The sequence below is a fragment of the Eudoraea adriatica DSM 19308 genome, assembly GCF_000382125.1.
In the GTDB taxonomy this organism is placed as follows: Bacteria; Bacteroidota; Bacteroidia; order Flavobacteriales; family Flavobacteriaceae; genus Eudoraea; species Eudoraea adriatica.
Genome location: NZ_KB907547.1, coordinates 80654 through 102722 on the forward strand (window position 1 = coordinate 80654; position 22069 = coordinate 102722).

General features: G+C 39.4%; 22 protein-coding genes. 15 read left to right on the forward strand and 7 right to left on the reverse strand.

Translation table 11 applies throughout. From position 1 onward, the window contains the following. Positions 1-20 precede the first annotated feature (20 nt). Positions 21-1520 (forward strand): S10 family peptidase, encoded by a 1500-nt coding sequence (locus G504_RS0103980; protein ID WP_019668846.1) that lies wholly within the window; start codon positions 21-23, stop codon positions 1518-1520. 72 nt (positions 1521-1592) lie between these two features. Then, positions 1593-2438, forward strand: coding sequence for a hypothetical protein (locus tag G504_RS0103985; RefSeq protein ID WP_019668847.1), 846 nt, complete (start codon positions 1593-1595; stop codon positions 2436-2438). A 347-nt stretch (positions 2439-2785) separates the two neighbouring features. On the opposite strand, the gene G504_RS0104000 is transcribed toward G504_RS0103985, so the two are convergent. After that, positions 2786-5194, reverse strand: coding sequence for a glycoside hydrolase family 3 C-terminal domain-containing protein (locus tag G504_RS0104000; protein WP_019668850.1), 2409 nt, complete (start codon positions 5192-5194; stop codon positions 2786-2788). Between the two features lie 211 nt (positions 5195-5405). Between G504_RS0104000 and G504_RS0104005 the strand changes: the two genes are divergently transcribed. From G504_RS0104005 to G504_RS0104045, 9 genes are all read left to right on the forward strand, one after another. Then, the gene (locus tag G504_RS0104005) at positions 5406-5849 is read left to right on the forward strand and encodes a DUF4440 domain-containing protein (protein ID WP_019668851.1); all 444 of its coding nucleotides are present in this window, start codon (positions 5406-5408) and stop codon (positions 5847-5849) included. Positions 5850-5984: 135 nt separating this feature from the next. Continuing rightward, on the forward strand, positions 5985-6908 hold the full coding sequence (locus G504_RS19600; protein WP_019668852.1) for an ester cyclase: 924 nt from the start codon (positions 5985-5987) through the stop codon (positions 6906-6908). A gap of 242 nt (positions 6909-7150) precedes the next feature. Then, positions 7151-7378, forward strand: a complete 228-nt coding sequence (locus G504_RS0104015; protein ID WP_019668853.1) for a hypothetical protein — start codon at positions 7151-7153, stop codon at positions 7376-7378. Positions 7379-7395: 17 nt separating this feature from the next. Continuing rightward, the gene (locus G504_RS0104020) at positions 7396-7830 is read left to right on the forward strand and encodes a DUF4386 domain-containing protein (RefSeq protein ID WP_240473027.1); all 435 of its coding nucleotides are present in this window, start codon (positions 7396-7398) and stop codon (positions 7828-7830) included. Positions 7831-8081: 251 nt separating this feature from the next. After that, positions 8082-8492 carry a hypothetical protein gene (locus tag G504_RS0104025; RefSeq protein WP_019668855.1) on the forward strand — a complete coding sequence of 137 codons (411 nt, stop codon included), beginning with the start codon at positions 8082-8084 and terminating at the stop codon, positions 8490-8492. A gap of 116 nt (positions 8493-8608) precedes the next feature. Continuing rightward, positions 8609-9082: a DinB family protein gene (locus G504_RS0104030; protein ID WP_019668856.1), complete on the forward strand. Its 474-nt coding sequence runs from the start codon at positions 8609-8611 to the stop codon at positions 9080-9082. A gap of 211 nt (positions 9083-9293) precedes the next feature. Then, complete coding sequence (locus tag G504_RS0104035) at positions 9294-11753, forward strand: S9 family peptidase (protein ID WP_019668857.1); 2460 nt, start codon at positions 9294-9296, stop codon at positions 11751-11753. Between the two features lie 150 nt (positions 11754-11903). After that, on the forward strand, positions 11904-12425 hold the full coding sequence (locus tag G504_RS0104040; RefSeq protein WP_019668858.1) for a GNAT family N-acetyltransferase: 522 nt from the start codon (positions 11904-11906) through the stop codon (positions 12423-12425). A gap of 66 nt (positions 12426-12491) precedes the next feature. Next, complete coding sequence (locus G504_RS0104045; RefSeq protein ID WP_019668859.1) at positions 12492-13001, forward strand: GNAT family N-acetyltransferase; 510 nt, start codon at positions 12492-12494, stop codon at positions 12999-13001. A 69-nt stretch (positions 13002-13070) separates the two neighbouring features. Here the strand turns inward: G504_RS0104045 and G504_RS0104050 are convergent, their stop codons facing one another. Then, complete coding sequence (locus tag G504_RS0104050; protein ID WP_026348384.1) at positions 13071-13664, reverse strand: gluconate 2-dehydrogenase subunit 3 family protein; 594 nt, start codon at positions 13662-13664, stop codon at positions 13071-13073. Positions 13665-13668: 4 nt separating this feature from the next. Continuing rightward, positions 13669-15375: a GMC oxidoreductase gene (locus G504_RS0104055; protein ID WP_019668861.1), complete on the reverse strand. Its 1707-nt coding sequence runs from the start codon at positions 15373-15375 to the stop codon at positions 13669-13671. 129 nt (positions 15376-15504) lie between these two features. On the opposite strand from G504_RS0104055, the gene G504_RS0104060 reads away from it, so the two are divergent. From G504_RS0104060 to G504_RS0104070, 3 genes are all read left to right on the forward strand, one after another. Then, positions 15505-16038, forward strand: coding sequence for a RidA family protein (locus G504_RS0104060; RefSeq protein ID WP_019668862.1), 534 nt, complete (start codon positions 15505-15507; stop codon positions 16036-16038). 9 nt (positions 16039-16047) lie between these two features. Next, a complete protein-coding gene (locus tag G504_RS0104065) occupies positions 16048-16422 on the forward strand; it encodes a VOC family protein (protein ID WP_019668863.1) in 375 nt (124 codons plus the stop codon). A 155-nt stretch (positions 16423-16577) separates the two neighbouring features. Further along, positions 16578-17093 carry a hypothetical protein gene (locus G504_RS0104070; protein ID WP_019668864.1) on the forward strand — a complete coding sequence of 172 codons (516 nt, stop codon included), beginning with the start codon at positions 16578-16580 and terminating at the stop codon, positions 17091-17093. 24 nt (positions 17094-17117) lie between these two features. Here the strand turns inward: G504_RS0104070 and G504_RS0104075 are convergent, their stop codons facing one another. The 4 genes from G504_RS0104075 to G504_RS0104090 all read right to left on the reverse strand — a co-directional run bounded on the left by G504_RS0104075 (position 17118) and on the right by G504_RS0104090 (position 20782). Beyond that, positions 17118-17885, reverse strand: a complete 768-nt coding sequence (locus tag G504_RS0104075; protein ID WP_019668865.1) for an HpcH/HpaI aldolase family protein — start codon at positions 17883-17885, stop codon at positions 17118-17120. Between the two features lie 26 nt (positions 17886-17911). Further along, on the reverse strand, positions 17912-18790 hold the full coding sequence (locus G504_RS0104080) for a phytanoyl-CoA dioxygenase family protein (RefSeq protein ID WP_019668866.1): 879 nt from the start codon (positions 18788-18790) through the stop codon (positions 17912-17914). 70 nt (positions 18791-18860) lie between these two features. Then, a complete protein-coding gene (locus G504_RS0104085) occupies positions 18861-19655 on the reverse strand; it encodes an alpha/beta hydrolase (RefSeq protein WP_019668867.1) in 795 nt (264 codons plus the stop codon). Positions 19656-19663: 8 nt separating this feature from the next. Further along, positions 19664-20782 (reverse strand): alcohol dehydrogenase catalytic domain-containing protein, encoded by a 1119-nt coding sequence (locus G504_RS0104090; RefSeq protein WP_019668868.1) that lies wholly within the window; start codon positions 20780-20782, stop codon positions 19664-19666. Positions 20783-21048: 266 nt separating this feature from the next. On the opposite strand from G504_RS0104090, the gene G504_RS0104095 reads away from it, so the two are divergent. Further along, positions 21049-22062, forward strand: a complete 1014-nt coding sequence (locus tag G504_RS0104095) for a zinc-binding alcohol dehydrogenase family protein (RefSeq protein ID WP_019668869.1) — start codon at positions 21049-21051, stop codon at positions 22060-22062. Positions 22063-22069 lie beyond the last annotated feature (7 nt).

Here is a 22069-nt window from a genome sequence, read left to right on the forward strand (position 1 = left end):
AAACTATAATACCAGCTGTAATGAAATTAAATATCCTTTCCATAATTCTGCTGTTTTCAATTTCCGTTTCTGCCCAGGAAAAGAAAGAGACTACAAAACCAGTACCGGAAGCAAAATCGTTTGTGACCAATCATCAAATAACTAACGGAGGTAAAATAATCAGATATAAGGCTGTTGCCTCAGAGACCTATTTAAAAAATGATTCCTTAGAACCAGTAGCTTCCATATGGTCTGTAGCCTATATTCAGGAAGGAGTAAGCGATCCTGCCAAACGACCTGTTACTTTTGTTTTTAACGGGGGTCCCGGATCGGCATCGGTGTGGTTGCATATGGGAATGCTAGGTCCCAAATTGGTAAAAGTACAGTCAGATGCAAAAAAAGATGATGGAGCCGCACCCTATAATTTAATGGATAATAAAAATGGATTATTTGATTTGACAGACCTTGTTTTTATAGATCCGGTAGGTACCGGTTACAGCCAGGTCATTGGCAAGGGTAAAGTCAAAGACTATTGGGGTTTAAATGAAGATGCTAATTCTATCGCCAAATTTATAAGACAATGGGTAACAAAAAATAATCGCTGGTTTTCACCTAAATATATTGCCGGTGAAAGTTTTGGGACGGTAAGGGCTGCTGCTGTAGCCAATGCCCTGGAAGAAGGGGGTCAGAACATGTCATTAAATGGTTTAATCCTTATTTCCCAAGCCCTGGATTATGCGGGCTCAACATCTGTTCACGACAATATAACCTCTTATCTGACGTACTTGCCCAGTATGGCTGCAACCGCCTGGTACCATAAAAAAGCAGGGCAAGGAAAATCGCTTGAATCATTTATTGATGAATGCAGAAACTACACCTATGATTCATATGCGCCTGCGCTATACAAAGGTTCATTGCTTAGTGAAGCCGAACAAAACAAAGTTGCAGAAAGACTAAGCTATTTTACCGGGCTCGACAAGGGGTATATACTAAAGTCTGATCTAAGAATATTAATGCCCCGATTTCAAAAAGAATTACTTGCAGACAGGGGTCTGGCCATTGGCCGGTTAGATGGCCGTTTTATGGGTGAGGAAGTAGATGCCTTAACTGATGGGCCACATTTGGGAGACCCGGCAAGTTACCAGATTAGCGGGGCTTATACCGCTTCACTAAATCATTATTTGTCCTCCGATCTAAACGTAAGTATGGATCGACCTTATATTACTTCCAATGATAAGGTCTACAAAAATTGGAAATGGAGACCTATTCCGGAAGGAGAACAATGGGAGCCTTCCTTTGTCAATGTTACCCGAAAACTGGCAGAGACGATGCGGCGGAATACGGAAATGAGAGTGATGGTTGCTAGTGGTTATTATGATTTGATTTGTCCGTTTTTTGATGCTGAGTATACCTATTCGCGCAATGGGATAGACAGAGAAAAGATAGAAATGACCTATTATGAAGCAGGACACATGATGTACACGCACGAACCTGATTTCTTAAAATTATCGAATGACATTCGGGAATTTTTATCTGATTAAAATCACAATAAGAGCATCTCATAAAGAAACAATAGGTTTTCAGGGAACTAAACCATTTAAAACACAAAAGAAATGAAGTTTAAAACATTACTATTTTTTGCACTGGTCATAATTCTAACACCTCTAAAAAGCTATAGCATAACATTAAGTTCTTTAGAAGCAGGAAACTTCAACATAGAAAAAGACCTGCTTTTAGTTAATTACGATTGCAAAACCGATGTGGATGATCTACATTCCGTAGCTGCCTTTATTACACTTATGTCCGATCCCGCTTTTAAGAAAGTTAACTATCATGCAGTTGCAGGTACCTATGGCATTCAGGAAGGGCTGTATGTGCCACCCAATGATCTATTCAGGCTGGCATTTGGGGAAAACTGGACAGACGCACATGAAAATTTAGAAAGTGCTGTGGCTCGGGTTAAAGTACTGGCTAAAAAAACCCTTGCAAGCCAGGGCGATATCTGGATAGCAGACGCTGGTCAATCCGATTTTACCGCTGCACTTGTAAAAGAGCTTCAGGCAGATCTGCCAGAATTAAACATTTCGCAACGTATTCATGTGGTTCAGCATAGCGATTGGAATGAAGAAGTTACCGCACCCGAAAACCTGGAATTCGTAAAGAAAAATACTACCTATCATAAAATCCCTGATGGTAATGCCGTTGGAAACGGAACCCCGGGATTTCGCACCCCGGATTATACAAACTGGAAAGATAAAATTACAGACCCAAAGCTGGTTGCAATATGGCAGCTTGCTATTAACCTAGGAAATAAATACAATGGTAAAGATGGTCGCTACAACAATGAAGCGATTGCGGCTGGAGGATTGGATTTCTCAGACCTTTCCGAAGTGTGCTGGATCCTGGGATTAGGGGATATTAAGGATACCGCACATTTTTTTACTCTTTATTCCAATTAGGAAAGCACAATAAACATGTGGAAAGAAAACTTAGAACTATATGATTAATTAGGCGCTAGCTGTGAAAGCTTTAATAGAAAAGGCAAAACCATGCCCTATACATCGGCTAATGGTTATATGTTTTCCTTCTTCAACAAAGCCGATGAAATAGGAATAATGTTTTTGAAAAAAGTACTTGGAGAAAAATAATACGACCATTTACAAATCCTACAATGCTGTAATGAACGGTTATATTTTGATTTCGGAGGAAAGACTTGAGGACCTTAATAATGTTGCCAATCTATTGGATGGAAGCTATTAGTACGTCATGGGCCTTGAACCAAAATAAATACTGCCGTGAAAAAGAGCTAAATTTCTATTTCCTGCAATACCCTGATATCCCGTGAGGAAGTGCCTGACTGAATAGTGTAGCTGCCTTTTTCCAGGGCCCAATCAGATTTATCTTCATCCCAATAGCGCAAATCTGTAATAGGAATACTAAGTGCCAGGTCTGCTGACTCACCTGGTTCCAGGTTTTGGGTTTTAACAAAAGTCTTCAGTTCCTGAATTGGACGATCTATTAAAGTGCCGGGCTTTGAAACATAGAGCTGTATAACTTCCTTTCCTATCTTATCGCCTGTATTTTTAACCTTGAGTTGTACATGGATGCTATCGTTTTCAACAGCAACAGCCATATCACTAAATTCAAAATTAGTATAGGAAAGCCCGAATCCGAATGGATAGGACACCTTTAAATTAGCTTTATCAAAATGCCGGTACCCAACATAAATGCCTTCCTCGTAGATAGTAAAATCCCTGTTTTTAACCCTATCCTCTTCATCTACCTCATCTGCGAATAACATATCAGTTATTTTCAAAGGTTCCCCATCCTGAGGAAAGTTGGCATTTGAAGCATGGTCATCCAAATTTATCGGGAAAGTCATTGGAAGCTTTCCGCTGGGGTTTATCCTGCCACTTAGGACATCAGCTGCTGCGTTTCCACCTTCCTGACCACCCTGCCATGCAAGCAAAATGGCATCTGGTTGTTCTTTCCAGGAATTCGTCTCTATTACGCCTCCGATATTCAGTACTACTACTACTTTTTTACCTGCCTCATGAAAGGCCAGACAAGTTCTTGTAATCATATCTTGCTCCTGTTGCGATAAAAGGAAGTCGTCCTTTTCAACGCGGTCTCCCCCTTCTCCGGCATTCCTGCCAATTGTAATAATAGCCAAATCTGTTTCTGCAGCTATTTGATCTAATTGCTCTGAAGTATATATAATTTGAGGTGGGATATAGGGGGTAAACATGGCTTTAATCCCCTCTGGCCGCACAAATTCTTTGGAATTGGCCTCTCTGTGGTTTTCAAAAAGACTGCTGGCTGTGGCATTGATTTCGTAACCTGCATTATTCAGGCCCTCTTCCAGTGATACAATATACGCTTCATTGACATCTCCGGAACCCGTTCCTCCGGTTATGAAATCGTAGGAGGTGACTCCTAAAAGAGCGACATTTTTTGATTTCTGAATGGGAAGGGTGTTCTCATTTTTTAAAAGAACCATCCCTTCAGAGGCCGACAAGCGTGCAATTTCAGCATGTGCCGTTAAATCCGGGTTATTCCCGTATTGATAATTCTGCATTTTTCTTGATTCAAAAACCAACTTAAGGATTCGTTTAACGGAAGTATCAATATCCTCAATGGTTAAATTACCATTCTCATGAGCCTCTAGCAGGGCTTTCCATTGTTTCCTGGTTCCGGGCTCCAACAAATCATTGCCGGCACCTACCATAGCAGCTGCATCATTCCCACCAAACCAATCAGACATGACCAATCCTTCAAACCCCCAGTCATCCCTCAAAACACCGGTCAAAAGATCCCTGCTTTCTGATGTATATGTGCCGTTGACTTTATTATAAGAAGACATGATCGTCCAGGGTTGCGATTGCTTTACGATGATTTCGAAGCCTTTGAGGTAAATTTCCCGCATCGCTCTGTCTGAAACAATCACGTCATTGAAATTGCGGTTGGTCTCCTGATTGTTCGCTACAAAATGCTTAACAGATGTGCCTATGCCATTGGATTCTATGCCATTGACCATGGCTGCTCCAATATAGCCTGTGAGAAGAGGATCTTCTGAATAATATTCAAAATTTCTACCACAGAAAGGATGTCGCATTATATTGGCTCCCGGTCCAAGGATTACATCAATTCCGTATTCAAGAGCTTCCTGCCCCATTGCATTACCTACCTGGTGTATTAATTCCGTATTCCATGTAGAAGCCAGCAATGTACCAATGGGAAAAGCAGTGCAAAAATATGTTTTGTCTTCTCCTTTACGACGGGGTTCTATTCGCAATCCTGCAGGTCCGTCAGACAAATAAATGGTTGGCAATCCTAATCGTGGAGTTGGAACGATGGTGCCCACAGCCCCGGCAATTCCCTCACCAGGCTCAACCCTGCCCATCGCCGATGCGAGCCCCGAACCTTTGAGTAAATGTATTTTTTCCTCCAGTGTCATCAGAGAAAGGACATCTGTAACTCTTTCTTCAATGGTTCTGCGTTCATCTTCATAAATATCAAGTTTCCCGTTGCCATTTCTATCCAAAAACCGGTATCCATCAATGGTCATTTCATTGATCTCAGTTTTTTCAGCATACTCTTTTTCGAAATTGAGGAAAGATGAATTTACCCAAATCCAACCTCCTAATGCCAACAGAAGAATTAGAACTAGTAGTGATGTAAAAGTGATTAGGGTGATTTTAACTGGTTTTTTCATCTTCTCGCTTATATTTGTGTGAATTGGCGCTCTATAAATTTATAAAATTCGGAAGACAAACGACAGAAAGAATCCGGGATACCATATTGACTTAAACTGAATTCAGTGCTTATTTGAATTAAAAAACAACATACCCTGCATCACATATAGAGAACCTGGGTTTCATTCGTTTAAAGTTGTCCGGAATACAACAATAAAAACCAGATATAACATGAAAAAACAAACACTGCGGTACCTTTTTATTCTCTTTTCAATTTCTGCGATATTCGGACAAGCAACTGAACAGGAGAAAATAGATTTGATTAAAGCCCGGGTGCTGGTTGATAGCCTTGACAAACAATTCTCAAAACATTTTTTTGAGGGAGACTCCTTGGCATTGTACAATATGTATGCAAAAGGAGCTTACTTTGGCACATCAAAAGGAAAGGATATTCTCTCATCATGGGGCAGGCAGATACGTTATTCCATTGAGAATGATATGCCCAATTTGCTATTTGCAACAACTTCACTTACCACGGATAATGAATTTTTATTTGAAACAGGGAAATACCAAATGAAGGATAGCAAAGGTAATTTAAAAGGAGAAGGTAAATATTTATTGGTTTGGAAACAGGAAGACGGGCAGTGGAAAATATATCGGGACATGGGATTGTGATACAATTGCCCTATACGGGCTAACATCTCGTATATGCAGCACATTCATTTTACATCAAACCTGACTTTAAAAATTTCTTAATTTTAAATAAATCAAAGACTGGAAAATTAGGCGTAAATTCAAATTTTTATATTTATGAAATATACTCATCTAAATTCTATATGCATTCTCTTCTTTTTTCCAATCTTCCTTTTGAGCTGCCAACCCAAACCCGGGAATTCTGATGCAACACAGGCCGCTGCACCTGAGACCACAGAACCAACCTGGACACAGGAAGAAGCTGAAATAAAAGCTGCTGTAGACAACTTATTGATTGCTGCCGGCAACTATGACCTTGAAGCCTTGGACAAGGTAGTTTTTGATAATACAAACCTTGGAATAAGTAGCTTAAAAGACGGGGATTGGTCTAGTTCTGTGATCACTATTTATGACTACTTCGAAAATGTCAAAAATCGTATTCCTTTGCCCTATTGCGAAATAATAAGTGACTACGACATCCTGGTAAGTGAAAGCCAAATGGCTTTTGTAAGAGGTGATGCTATCGTTCATCGATTTGGAATTCCACAAACCCGCGAGATTAACCATTTTACCCTCTTAAAGGAAAATGGAATTTGGAAATTTTTAAATATTTCCTTTACTGTAAATCCGATAGCCGAAGAAAAAAAGAAATTTGACTTGGAAATTTTTGCCAGAAGCTATGCGCAGGCATGGTGTAGCAAAAGACCTGAATTTGTGGCCTCTTATTTTGCCAAAGATGGATCATTGCAGGTAAACAAGGGAGCAGCTGCCCGGGGCACTGCGGAAATAACCAAAGTTGCAAAAGGATTTATGGATGCTTTTCCTGATATGATTGTGACAATGGACAGTTTAGTACCCATAGCGGATAAGACCCGGTTTCATTGGACGCTTACCGGAACAAATACGGGGCCTAACGGAACAGGGAATAAAGTGAAAATTAGTGGATTTGAAGAATGGATTTTAGACGAAAACCAATTCATAAAAGAGTCTAAAGGCAATTTCGATGAGGAGGATTACAATAAACAATTAGAAGGGCTCTAAACTAACCTGCCATATCCAAGGCAAAAACATTTGGCCTAACTCCTATATTTCATTTAAAAGTGAGCCAATATCTTTAAAGAATGAAACTTGTTGCGATTATTTATAAGATACTTCCCTGCTTATTTCCACAAAAGGATGCTCGTAATAGTTTTCTTAAAAAAGCGGTTGTAATAAGTTTATTTTGTAACAATTCTTTTAATAGAGCTACCAATTAGCATAAATAGCCAAAACTTTTGAAAACAATGGCACTGACAAAAAAATCCGGGAGAATACTTGGTTTTCTATTTTTATTAACCGTCCTGGCAGGTGCTACGGGAACTGCCTTCAGAGGTCTTGGGGGTGCTGATGCCAATTCTACTGCGTTTCTCGAACAGATTATGCAGCTTACGGGGCAAATGAAACTTGCAATTAGCCTAGATATACTAGTGCCATTGGAGTTGGAATTGCTATCTTTTTATACGCCTTTATAAAAAAGTACGAGCAAAGACTGGCTATCGCTTATTTGGCCATTGCAGGAATTAACTTTACTATTATTGTAGTTAGCAATATCATTCATGTGAACCTGCTATCTCTAAGCGAAGAATTTGCCTTAACTACTTCGGCAACTAATGAATATTATACAACACTTGCCAAAATGCTTTATGACGCGTATTACTGGACACATTTTTTAATGCTCATGATGTATAGCCTTGGAGGGTTAGTGTTGTACTATTTCCTCTTTAGATCAAAACTTATTCCGGGCTGGCTCTCTATTTGGGGGATTCTTGCTTCCATAGTGGTCTTCTTTGGCGGAGCCCTGCAACTGGCCGATATAAAAGTTTCCGGCCTTTTGTTTGTTCAAAATGGTATCTATGTATTAACTTTTATCGTTTGGTTACTTGTAAAAGGCTTCAATCCAAAGTATATTAAGGAATTAGAATGAGATTCTAAGCGCAGGTGTTTTTTAGTACTCGAGTCATTCCCCCGACTTGCTAAGCTAATTCAAAAGAATGGCCAGACATATTAAAACAAAAAATTGCCATACCAAACAGTTTCCAACCATACTTAGGTAAAATAACACTTTAAGTTTAAGTCTTTAAAACTTGTGCTTTTTTAATACATTTATAGTATTCGAAAAATTAAAACCAGGCCAGCTCCTGTTATCATATGCCAACTCATAGAAATAATTAGACCATGAATGCTACTCTGAAAAATATCTTAGCCGTTGTATTGGGATTAATAATTGGAAGTGCTGTGAATATGGGTATAATTATGATCAGCAGCTCAATTATTGAACCTCCAAGTGGTGCGGATGTTACCACAATGGAAGGTTTAAAAGAGTCTATTCATTTATTTGAACCTAAACATTTCCTTTTTCCCTTTTTAGCGCATGCCCTGGGAACTTTCGCAGGTGCTTTTCTGGCAACATTGATTTCCACAAGTCACAAAATGAAAATGGCTTTGTTAGTTGGAATATTCTTTCTGATTGGTGGTATTATAAATATTATAATGCTTCCTTCCCCTGCCTGGTTTACAGTTTTAGATCTGGCAGGAGCCTATATCCCAATGGCATGGCTTGGATATAAATTAGGCAAAGTGGTTTAGAAAAAGTTCAAAAAGTATGTTGACGAAAAAAACACCTGCTTGCAATACTCACTTCACCACCTGAGCTTGTCATAAAAGCTGGTAATTATAAAATTATTACACTTATATTATTTCAAATGGAAAACGCAGGAGAACTTGCCAAACGTTTTAAAGAGGTAATTTTAAATGGTAAATGGATTGCCAATACCAACTATAAGGATCAATTAAACAATGTAAGCTGGGAACAGGCGACGACAAAAATTGGGTCGTTAAACACCATTGCTGCGCTGGCTTTTCATATTAACTATTACATTTCTGGAATTCTGGACGTTTTCAAAGGAGGAGAGCTTGTAATTCGGGATAAATACAGTTTTGACATGCCGGAAATAAAGTCCATAGAAGATTGGGATCAACTATTAAATGAGATATGGAATAATGCAGAACATTTTGCAGGTCATGTAGAAAATATGACTCAAGAAAAATTAGAAGAATTTTTTGTTAAAGAGGAATACGGCACTTATAGAAGAAGTATTGAGGGTGTCATTGAACATAGCTACTATCATTTAGGGCAAATTTCTCTGATCAAAAAAATGATACAGCAAGCAGATTAAGCAGCGCTATCATGTATCGGAATCTACCCCCTGATAAAATGTTTACAAAGGTTTATTGGTCATTCCCGGCCAAAAAAATCACTCTGAGCTATTTACATTTACGCCTTTTCCGGTCTATTTATTTAACCTAAGCATGCCAAATACTTAGTACATTTTTAATACATTTATTGCGCTAGAAAAATGATGCTTTTTATACACAAAACTATTACTAATGAATATTGAAAATATGAAATTTTCCATTTACCTGGTTCTACTATTATTTCTTGTAAAAGTGCAGGCCCAGGAATCACTGACTTATCAAAAACCATCAAAGGAAATACTTGAGCTTGTAGATGTGCCCCGGGCACCATCAGTAATTGTAGATGACAACAAAGATTTTATGCTCCTCCTTTATCGCGATGCCTTTAAAAGTATTGAAGAAATATCCCAGGAAGAATTAAGATTGGGGGGATTAAGAATTAACCCCAAAACCAATATTGGAAGCCGGGTGACCTATTATAACAATTTAAAGATAAAACCACTCAATAGCAATGAGTCCGAAGAAATCCAGGTGAGCGGATTGCCAGAAAAACCTAAATTGACCAATTTTAGCTTCTCGCCGGATCAAAAGAAAATTGCATGCACAAATACCACATCTTCCGGAGTTGAAGTCTGGGTGGTTGATATCCTTAAACAAACTGCACAAAAACTGACCGAACCAAAAGTAAATGCCAACCTTCGAAATGTGATAAACTGGTTCGAGGATGGGAATGCTATTTTGGTAAAAATGATCTCCCCGGGCAGGCAGGAGCTAATTGACACGAAGAATGCCGTTCCCACGGGACCTACCATTTCTGTGAATGACGGAAAAAAGGCCCAAAACCGAACGTATCAGGATTTATTAAAAAATAAAAATGATGAGCATAACTTTGAACAGCTTGCCCTATCAGAGCTTTATAAAGTTTCGTTGGATGGAAAAAGTGAGAAATGGCTGGAAAGTGATTTGTACAATAGTATAATATTTTCTCCGGATGGAGAATATGTTATGGTAACAACTGTTGAAAAACCATTTTCATACCTGGTACCTTATCGCAGATTTCCATCCAAAACCGTTGTTTATTCGAAGAATGGCCAAAAAGTTGAGACCGTTATAGAAGTTCCTTTGATTGAAGATCTGCCACAAGGTTTTATGGCTGTACGCAAAGGGAAAAGAAGATTTAGCTGGAGGAATGACCTGCCCGCAAGTTTGGTCTATGCTGAGGCTCTGGATGGAGGTGATCCTGAAAAAGAAGTATTGTACCGGGATGAAATTTTTCAATTGGATGCCCCCTTCAACGGAGAACCCAAAAGCCTGATAAAAACCATAAACAGATATGACAGTGCTGTATGGGGAGATGAAGATACAGCACTTATTAAAGATGACTGGTGGAATACCAGAAATACCAAGACGTATTTATTCAATCCGTCTGATTCTTCCATAGAACCTAAAATTCTTTATGACAGAAATTATCAGGATAGATACAGTGATCCAGGAGATTTTGTGACAAAAAGAAACAAAATGGGGAGTGATGTCCTGGCTTTGAAAGGGAGTGATGCCTTCCTCAAGGGAGACGGATATTCTGAAAAAGGACAATTCCCTTTTATTGATAAGATCAACCTAAAATCGCTTAAAACGAGTAGAATTTATCAATCGGGTTATACGGACAAACTTGAAAATTTCACAAGTTATGATGTCGACAAAAATGAGCTCCTGGTCAGACTGGAATCACCCAATGAGTATCCTAACTATTTTATCAGGGACCTGAAGAAAAATGACCTTACGCGGTTGACTGACTTTGATAATCCTTTTAAAAGTATCTCGGACATCCATAAAGAAGTAATTAGTTATAAGAGGGAAGATGGTTTGGATTTATCGGGTACTTTATATCTGCCCGTGGGTTACGATATGCAAAACAAAGAAAAAATGCCCATGATTTTATGGGCTTATCCTCGGGAATTCAAAGACCAATCGAGCGCTTCACAGAAGACTTCAAACCCGAATAAATTTACCTTCCCTTATTACGGATCCCCTATTTATTGGGTGACTAAAGGGTATGTTGTGTTGGATGGCGCTTCATTTCCGATCGTAGGTGAAGGTGATGACCAACCTAATGATACTTTTCGAACGCAATTAGTGGCGAATGCCAGGGCTGCCATCGACGCAGTTGATGCAATGGGTTATATAGACAGGTCCCGTGTTGCTGTAGGAGGCCATAGTTATGGGGCATTTATGGTTGCCAATCTGCTTTCCCATTCCGACCTTTTCGCTGCAGGAATTGCGAGGAGTGGTGCTTACAACAGAACCCTGACACCTTTTGGCTTCCAGAGTGAAGAAAGGAATTATTGGGAAGCTCCGGAAGTTTATTACACTATGTCTCCGTTTATGCACGCCGATAAAATGAAGACGCCCTTACTTATGACTCATGGCGAAGCAGATAATAATTCGGGAACCTATCCAATGCAAAGTATCCGATATTTTAACGCGCTTAAAGGGTTAGGTGCTCAGGTGAGGTTAGTGATGTTGCCAAACGAAAGCCATGGTTACAGAGCAAAGGAATCTATTCTGCATTTGCTTTGGGAGCAGGATCAATGGCTGGAGAAATATGTAAAGAACAAACCTTCCGGCAACGCTAAAAAAACGGAAATGAAGTGAGCAACGCATTAGGTTGTTTTCCGTCATAACACTGCTGATTGAAGATCAGGACTATTCCTAAAATATTTTAAGTTTTTGGAAAAGGCAGGTTTCGTGTGCAACAGGTAAATTTGTTATCAGAGAGGATAAAATTTGACCTTATAAAAAATAATGTACAAAGAATTCGAAACAGAGAGAGTACGCATTAAACCAACCTCTGAAGGAGATTCGGAGTTTATTTATAGACTTATGAATAGCCCGAAGTTCATTCAATATATTGGAGACAGGGAAATAAATTCAGTCATAAGTGCAAAAGACTATATTAAAACCAAAATGTTGCCCCAACTCCAAAGGCTGGGTTATTCTAATTATACCATTTTTCAGAAGACGGACAACACAAAAATAGGAACTTGCGGACTCTATGACAGGGAAGGTCTGGAAGGTATAGATATAGGGTTTGCCTTCCTCCCCGAATATGAAGGACAGGGTTTTGCCTATGAAGCTGCGAATAGATTGAAAAAAGCTGCTTTCGAAGAATTTGAAATTGAAGAGATAAAGGCAATTACATCCAAAAAGAATATTTCCTCCCAACGTCTCTTGGAAAAATTAGGACTAAAAATGGTGGATGTAATTATATTACCCAATGATGATGAGGAGCTTCTATTATATAAAATTCAGAAAAATATTCTTTAAGTATAGGCCACCGGTATTTAAACAGCAATTTATTCAAGCTTTAGTAACCGATTGAAAAACTGACTATTGAAGCCAAAGGAAATAAAGTTAAGGGAACTCCATTTATCTGATAAATCGCAATTGGCAAAACTTGCCAACAATAAGAAAATATGGGATAATCTTAGAGATTCTTTTCCTTATCCCTATAGCGAAAAAGATGCGGAGTTATTTATAAACTTAACCATAGAAGAAAACCCAAAACAAAATTTCGCAATAGACTACGCCGGTGATCTTTGCGGTGTAATAGGGTTAATCATTCAAAATGATATTTACAGTAAATCAGCTGAAATCGGTTATTGGATTGGAGAGTCCTTTTGGGGGAAAGGAATAGCAACAACTGCAATTGAATTAATTACCAACTATGGATTTGAGGACTTAAAACTGAATAGGATTTATGCGGGAGTTTTTGAATTTAATAATCTCTCCATGAAGGCACTTGAAAATAACGGCTATAAAAAAGAAGGTATTTTTAAAAAGGCAGTATTAAAGAATGCTAAGTTTTTGGATGAACACAGGTATTTTAAATTAAATACATGATAATACCACTCTTTAGAACCATGATGTTTAAATAAACCGGTAGAAAATCAGAACACGTCTGCTAATTTCCTATAAACTCCATGTATTCCCAACGTCGGAAAGCGGAATACAGCCAAGGAATTCTCCGGGGATAGGGTCATAATTCAGTACATTTTTACCAATTTCTTCAGAGGAAAAATACCCCCATAAGGCGAGCGATTTGATTGTCCGATAAAACCCTACCGGTTTTTGAGCGCCTACGGCAGTCCCCCAGACTTTACCATTAAATTTACCGGATTCAGCTTCATTTTGTTTCAAATATTCTTCTCGATCTGCGGTATTCAATTCTGTGAATTTACTTCCGAATTTCTCCGCAGACAATTCATCAAACCTGTCCATTTCTGCAATCATTGTATCCTGCCCCTTTTTATCAAACAACCTGGCAAATACTACATCAATAAAAAGATCTACCTTCATATCCAGTGCCCCGGGGGTTTCTGTTCTCGGCAATAATGCATCTACTAATGTGGAAATTAATTCGGCCTGATTAACACTTAAAAATATTGGTTCCCAACCCAGTCGCGGTTGCTGCTGACAGGACTGTAAAATGGAAAAAAGTGATGGAACCAGTGCCGCAGACCCTGCTAACACTGTTGTTTTCTTTAATGCTGCCCTTCTATCCATAATCTTATAGGTTTTTCTTTTTGAGTTCGGAAATTGCATGATTCACAGCCCGGGCCGTGAGAGCCATATATGTCAACGATGGGTTAACACATGAAGACGAGGTCATGCAGGCACCATCGGTTACAAAAACATTCTTTGCTGCATGGATTTGATTTGTGGCGTTTAGTATCGACGTCCCCGGGTCTCTGCCCATACGTGCTGTACCCATTTCGTGAATGCCATAGCCGGGCTCGTGCTCATTATCGAACCCCACAATGTCTTTTACTCCGGCCTTTTCCAGCATTTCCACGGCATCTTCCTTTATCTGCGAATTAATCGCCTTTTCATTTTCTTTAAACTCACAATCAATCGCCAGGACAGGCTGACCCCATTTGTCTACTTTCTCTTTATCCAGGGTAACCTTATTCTCGTGATAGGGAAGGCATTCTGCAAAACCTGTAATGAAGAATTCCCACGGGCCGGGTTTCATTAAGCTATCTTTAAACTCTCCGCCAAATTGTTCCTGATTTGCCCCGGCACTCCAATTACTGCGGCTGCCTCCTCCCTGATAACCAAAACCTCTTACAAATTTATCCGTTTTTGTTTTTTCATCAATATTCACATAACGTGGGATATAAATTCCGTTTGGTCGCCTGCCCTTGTAATATTTATCTTCATGACCTTCCACTCTTCCCATAGCCCCAACCCTATAGGTATGGTCCATTAGGTTATGACCCAGTTCCCCGCTGTCATTACCAAGACCATTTGCAAACCTGCCTGAAGTAGAATTCATTAATATCTGAGTAGTGCTTAAAGTGGAAGCATTGCAAAAAATAATTTTTGCATAAAACTCTATGTATTCATTGGTCTCTGCATCTATAATCCGGACCCCCGTAACCTTGCCCTTCTTATCATCATAAATTATGGAATTGACAATAGAATATGGCCTGATGGTTAGGTTTCCGGTAGCATTGGCAGCCGGCAGGGTTACTGCATTACTACTGAAATAGGCGCCATAAGGACAACCCCTGTCGCATCTGTTTCTAAACTGACATTGGCCGCGGCCATTCAATGGTTCTGTTAAATGTGCTACCCGGCCAATAGTCATAACACGTCCGGGAAACTCTTTTTCTATCCGGCTTTTGATATCCTTCTCAACACAATTGAGCTCCATAGGAGGAAGAAAATGGCTGTCGGGCAACTGGGGTAACCCAAGTGCCTGTCCGCTTATCCCGGCAAATTTCTCTACATAGGTATACCAATCTTCTAAATCCCTGTAACGAATAGGCCAATCCACCCCATAACCATCTTCTGCATTCGCCTTAAAATCCAGATCACTCCAGCGATAACACTGTTTACCCCAGAGCAATGAACGACCACCCATTTGGTGTCCTCTAACCCATAGGAAAGGTTTAACCTCCGTATATGGATTTTCTTCATCATTTGCATAAAAATGTTCGTTGTTAGCTCCAACAAATCCCGCCCGGGCACCTATGGCATGTTTTTGAAGATCTTCGGGGGTCAGGGCTCCTCTCAGTTCCAGATCCCATGGATCATTGTTCATGGTAGGATAGTCAACAACATGTTCAACGATCCTGCCCCGTTCCAGCACCAAGGTTTTTAACCCGCCTTCACAAAGCTCTTTGGCGGCCCATCCACCGCTAATTCCGGACCCTATGACTATTGCGTCATAGGTCATATTCTTCTTTGCATCTATATTATAGTTGGCCATTTTCTGCTATGATTTTCAATCTTTGAATTTAATGAATTATAAATCATTAAAGAAAACTAAATAAAAAGGCATTTATCCTAAAGTTTAGTAACTTAGAATTCTTGTAATTAACCAATCACAACTTAAAAAATGAAAAAATCCGACAAATTATTTTACAACACAACCTCACTTATTCTAATATTTCTTGTTGCATTTCTGGTTCAAAGTTGCAATCAGGCACCCAAGGCCGAAGAGAAAGAAATAGCCGAAGAGAAAGAAATAATTGTGGAACAGGAAAAACCCGAGTATTTCCTGCTTCGCCCGGAAACGGAAAAAGCGTACGGGTATTCGCATGCGGTGAAAATTGGTAATGACATTAAAATATCCGGAGCTGTAAGTATGGACGATGCCGGGAATCCAACGGCAGTAGGAGATTTTGAGCAACAAATGAAAAACTGTTATTCGGATCTGGAAAAGATTTTAACGCATTACGGCTGCACTTTTGATGACGTTGTTGTTGAGAATATTTTTACTACCAATATGCCCTTGTTTCTCGAACTTGCCGGGTACCGCAACACCATTTACACCAAGCAATTTCCTACAGGTTCCTGGCTTGGGGTAAAGGAACTGGCCCTGCCTGAGTTTATGATAGAAATTGAACTGGAAGTGCACAAATCGGAATAGCGGTTTTTAATGAACTTAAATCAAATAACTGTTCCTTCGCGCGATCTGGAAAAATCAATTCCTTTTTATGAAAAATTAGGTTTAAAACTAATCGTAAAGGCCATGCCCCGTTACGCAAGGTTTGAATGTCCTGATGGCGATGCCACTTTTTCCATACATCAAACTGAGAAACTTCCATCAGGGGATGGTATATATGTATATTTTGAATGCATCGATTTGGATAAATATGTTGATGAACTGCTTTCCAAAGGAATTGAATTTGATGAATTGCCGAATGATAAACCCTGGCTATGGCGAGAAGCCAGGTTAAAAGATCTTGATGGGAATCAAATCATTTTGTATTATGCCGGGAAAAACAGGAAGCATCCGCCCTGGAAAATTTAATATCGCATTTTGAAGGTTTCAATAAATAGTTGAGTCTCTATATAGTATCGGATTTATTTTTCTATTTTTAATACCCATAAAGACAGCACTTCCCGCCCTGTTTGTCTTTACAACCTGATGTTTATACTTAAGACAAATTTTTAGATCTCTAAATTATGCTGTTAACCATCCAAACCAGTTTTCCGAAGATCCTTTTAGTAGGGCTTACACTGCTGTCTTGCACTACATTTTATGCTCAAAAAGAAATAAATAAACCAGCCCCTTTTGTAAGAGTTTATGATTTAAATGGTAAAAAAACATCAAAGGGAAGAATTATCGAGATAACAGACAGTTCCCTTGTAGTCAGTCGCGGGGAAAAACCGGTCAGTATTGAATTGGGCAAAATTGGTTTTATAAAAACAAAAAGATCAGCAGGGAATAATATCCTTTGGGGAGCCGGAATAGGGGTAAGTACTGGTTTAATTGCGGGAGCAATTGAGGGTGAATCAGAAGGGTATTTTGGAACTACTATTCCTGCGGAGGAAAATATTATAACAGCCGCAATAGTTATGATGCCTTTTGGCGCGGCAATAGGGGCGATCACTGTTCTTTTTAAAAAGTCAAATACTTACCCGATTGCGGGTGATCCTACCATATGGCAAGCTTTCAAAAAGGCAATGCAAGAAGAATGAAAGTTATTTTAATAGAGTGCAAATTCAATTCCCGTTTATACCCCTGGTTATTTGTTGAAATGCCTTTAAAATTATACCCGTATCCACGGCATAAGAAATATATTGAACCCCTATCTTCTCCCACTTTTTGGCATCCTCAACAGTTTCAACAAAAGTGCCTACCACCTTGCCACTTTTTTTAGCTAAAACAACAGCTTCCTCCATCCGCTTTACCACCTTTTCATGGTGTACCTGTCCGGGGACCCCGCAGGATTGAGACAGATCATAGGGTCCCAAAAAGATTACATCAATGCCATCATTTTCGAGGATCGAAGGCAAATTTTCAAGGCCTGAAACCCCTTCAATATGGATGATGGTTACTATGTTTTCATTAGCCCTGCCAAAATGTTCGGCTTTATCAATAGCGGTATATTCCCCGGCCCTTACATAACGGCACATTCCTCGTTCTCCTTTGGGGTGAAACATAGCCGATTTCACTACTTTCTGTGCATCTTCGGGCGTAGCTATCTGGGGTACCTGAATACACTGTGCACCTATATCCAGCACGCGAAGAATTGAAGTTTCACTATTTTCAGTGACCCTTACTACTGCTGTAATACCCCGAGCCTCTGCGGCTCTTAGCATTTGCTGAACGGTTTCTATGCTATAAGGCCCGTGTTCCATATCAATAATCACAAAATCAAACCCGGCCAAAGCGGCTAATTCAACAACAGCAGGGTCCAGAATCTTACAGAAGGGTCCAAACACAGTTTTGCCTTCTTCCAAAGCCTTTTTCAAAATATTAATTTTCATGGTTATTATTGGTTTAACATTCTTTTCTACGGGTTGTATAATAATGGGAAAAATTTACCTTGCATTTTGTGACCTTTTGGAATTATAGGGACCCCGGATAAGAGCTCATCATCAGTATTGCTTAGCGTACCATCTGCAAAAACATTGATCACAAATGCCCGCCTGCTCATTTCAGATTTGTTTTCATAAGAGCCATGAACCAATAAAGGATGATGAAAGGTTCCAAAGCCTTTTTTCATTTCTATGGCAACCGGTTTAAACTCCTTTTTTTGCTCCTCGGTGAGATATTTCATTAATCCATTCATATCGCCCGCAAGAGAAGGTGCATCCAACAATCCCCATTTATGGCTTTTTGGAACATAGTGCAAACATCCATTTTCAGTGGTTGCATCATCAAGACCGGTCCAACAGGTTAAATGTTGCATAGCTATAGTACGGGTCCAATAAGAATAGTCCTGGTGCCATGCTACAACGCCCCCATGTTTGGCAGGTTTATAGAATAATTGATCATGCCAGAATCTTACCGGTTTATTCTCCAATAACTGATGCGCTGCCATAACGAATGCCGGGTTCCACAGAATATCGTGAAAACCACTGGCAATGCGCCATTGTCCCAGTGAATGGAATAAAACAGAATCGGAATCCTCAGACTCATTGCTATGAAACTCATAAAATAAATGGTGTGCGGGGTGCCTGGGATCCATAACCTCATCCAATTGCTGACATAAAACTTCAATTTGATCGTCTTCCAATAGTTTAATCCCGGCCAAATAACCAAACTCGTGAAAATGAGCTACCTGTTCATCGGTTAACCTGTATTGATCCCATTCTTCACGCGACTTTGGTTGTTTAAAAAGGTCTGATACTAATTCGTGATACTCCGCAAGGTCTTTTATTGCTGCCATAATGAATTTTCTAACAGTTTATTTACGATTCAAATTAATAGAATTACGATAAGTTACAAATAGTTTTAAGTTATTTGATAAACTTATTGAAGAACAGCAAACTATCCTTTATGTGTTCCTGCCAATAACTCCATTCGTGTCCTCCAGAAAACTCCTTATAATCATGCATAATTTGTGCCTTATTTAGTTGTTCGTTCAGAAGACGGTTTTGATCAATAAGCAAATCTTCCGTTCCACAATCAAACCTCAATTTTGGCAAATTATCTTTTCTTACCAGAGCCAGTTCAATAACGGATTCCTCCTGTCTGTTTTTCTGTTCATACTCCTTAAGTGATTCCTCTACGAACATAGACATTTGACCTAATTCTGTTATTGAAGAGTGTGCGGATACCGCTTTGAATTTATCTGCATATTTGATTCCCAGGCGCAGTGCTCCAAACCCACCCATAGAAAGTCCGGAAATATACAGGTCCGATTTTACACTAATTGCTTCAACACTTTCAATAACCGCCCTGGGAACATCTTCCACAATCCATTTTTCAAAATCTAAACCATTGTGCGGTACATATCCGGAACCATCCCCCCAGAGTCCGTCAGAGGGCATAGCAATTACCATAGGTTTTAATTCTTTCCTTTGCATCATTTTCCATGCGGCAATATGTACCCCTCCTTTTTGGGACCATTCCCAGGCGCTGCCATATACTCCATGCAGAAGAATTACCAATGGAACATCTTTAAGCCCTTCCAAAGGTGGAACGAAAAGACAGATATCACCCCTGCCCCTTAAGTTATTGGTTTTAACGGTAATGAAACTCAAGTGATTACTTTCAAACGCAGGGTTGGATTTTTGAATGGTTCTGAACATGTTTAAAATTAATCAAATAGTATAACTCCTTTGGCATTTTTTCCTGCCAGCATATCGTCAAACGCATCTTGTAATTGATGCAAAGTGTAGGTTTGGGTTATCATTTCGTCAAGTCGCAATTCCCCGGATTCATAATATTCAATGATTTTTGGGAAATCTTCCTGCGGTTTGCATCCACCATATAATGGGTTCATATAAATTTTATCCCATTCAAATAAATTCATATCTACGGTAATTTCCTGCTCAATTCCACTCACCTGTACCGCTGTGCCTGCATTCCTGACCATTGCCAGGGGTGCTGCACCCAGCTCCGGAACTGCGGTACATTCAAAGGCATAATCTGCTCCCCTGCCTTCAGTCAATGACTTTACTGCTTCTGCCGCCTTTAATAGCCCCTTATCTTCTTTAGCGGCAAGAATAACATTTGTTGCGCCAAACTCTTTAGCCATATCCAGTCTGTGTTCATTAATGTCTATGGCAATAATCATAGAAGCCTTACTTAATTTTGCTCCCTGAATAACGCTTAAACCAACCCCGCCTGTACCTAAAACAACTACAGAACTATTGGGTTTTACTTTTGCAGAATTTACTACAGAACCATATCCTGTCATTATTCCACAACTTATTATACTTGCTGATGCAAAAGACATGCCTGCCGACAGGTTCTTTACAACTGCCGAGGACTTTACCAGTGTATATTCAGATAAAGTCCCAATATTAAATGATCGTTCAATTGGGTTTCCGTTCCATAAACTTCCCCCCAGATGGGCATGACCTTCGGTATAGCCATTGGACCCCGCAACAACCGGGGAATTATTTTCACAAAGATGCTGATTCCCCGAATTACACTGAAAACAATTATAACAGGGAGTAGCCCAATTTAAAATAACAGAGTCCCCTACTTGTATATCTTTAACATCCCTGCCAACCGCCTGTACTATTCCAGCTCCTTCATGACCCAATATCAGTGGTTTTCCCCAATTTAACGAGTCGTAATCCGTATGGCATAAGCCGGCGGCCTTAATGGCTACTAAAACCTCATCTGCATGTGGTTCATTAACCACGATGTCTTCAATAGTGAAATTGCCATTTCCCAAAGCAACGGCGGCTTTACAATTTACAGGCATAATTTAGGTATTGTATTGCATTAATAAAGGGTATAGGAACTGGATTATACTTAAAATATGAAATATTTAAGCCAAGCTAAGAAAAACAACCGGTCTCTTCAAAGTTCTTTAAAGTATTCAATTGTAAAAATGTTTCATTCACTTAACCTTAGATTTGGTTTGCCTAACTTTATATACCGAATAAAATTAACATTTTAATTTTTTTGAATTAGTTTAGTAATGAGTGTTCCAAAAATTGTGCTCTTTAAAAATTATCAGCTCTATTGATGAAGTATATTGTATGTGAAAAACCCGGCAGGTTTAAGCTCAAAGAAAAAAGCAATCCACTAAAAGTAGCAGGAGAAGCCATTGTTAGTATTAAGAAAATTGGTATTTGCGGAACTGATTTACATGCATATACGGGAAACCAGGCATTTTTTACCTACCCCAGGGTACTGGGACACGAGTTAGCCGCTGAAGTCCTGGAAATTGAAGAAAATAACCAAAATATCCAGGTCGGGGATAAAGTAATTGTAATGCCCTATATAAGTTGCGGACACTGCGTTGCCTGTAGAAATGGAAAAACCAATTGTTGTAATAAAATCAGCGTATTGGGAGTACATGCCGATGGTGGGATGCAGGAGCAGATTTCCATACCGATAAACCTTTTGATCCCGGCGAACAGTTTAAGTTATGAGGAGATGGCAATTGCGGAACCTTTGGCAATAGGTGCCCATGCAGTGAGAAGAGCTCAGATACAACCCAACGAATTTGTTGCTATCATAGGTTGCGGACCAATTGGAATAGGTATCATGAAATTAGCACAGTTAGCCGGCGCCAAAGTAATTGCAATGGATAGAGATCCTGGCAGGTTAAATTACGTAAAAGATAAAATTGGAATAGATCATACTGTCCTCGCAGGAAATACAGCTCTGGATGTCATTATGGAGATTACAGATGGTGAGATGGCAACTGTAGTTTTTGATGCTACGGGCAACAAAGAAGCCCTTGAAAAAGGCATAAATTATATGGCTTTCGGGGGGCGATATATTTTAGTTGGATTATCTAAAGGGAAGCTGGAATTTGATCATCCCACCATACATGCCAAAGAAACTGCAATAATCTGCAGCAGAAATGCTACCTTGGAAGACTTTAAATATGTAATTGCTATTTTAGAAAAGGGTGAATTCCCGGTGAATTCCTACATAACACACAATGTGGGATTTACTGAAATGATACCTCAATTCGATAGTTGGTTAGACCCGGGAAATGGTGTGATCAAGGCAATAGTGAATGTTTAAAACGACT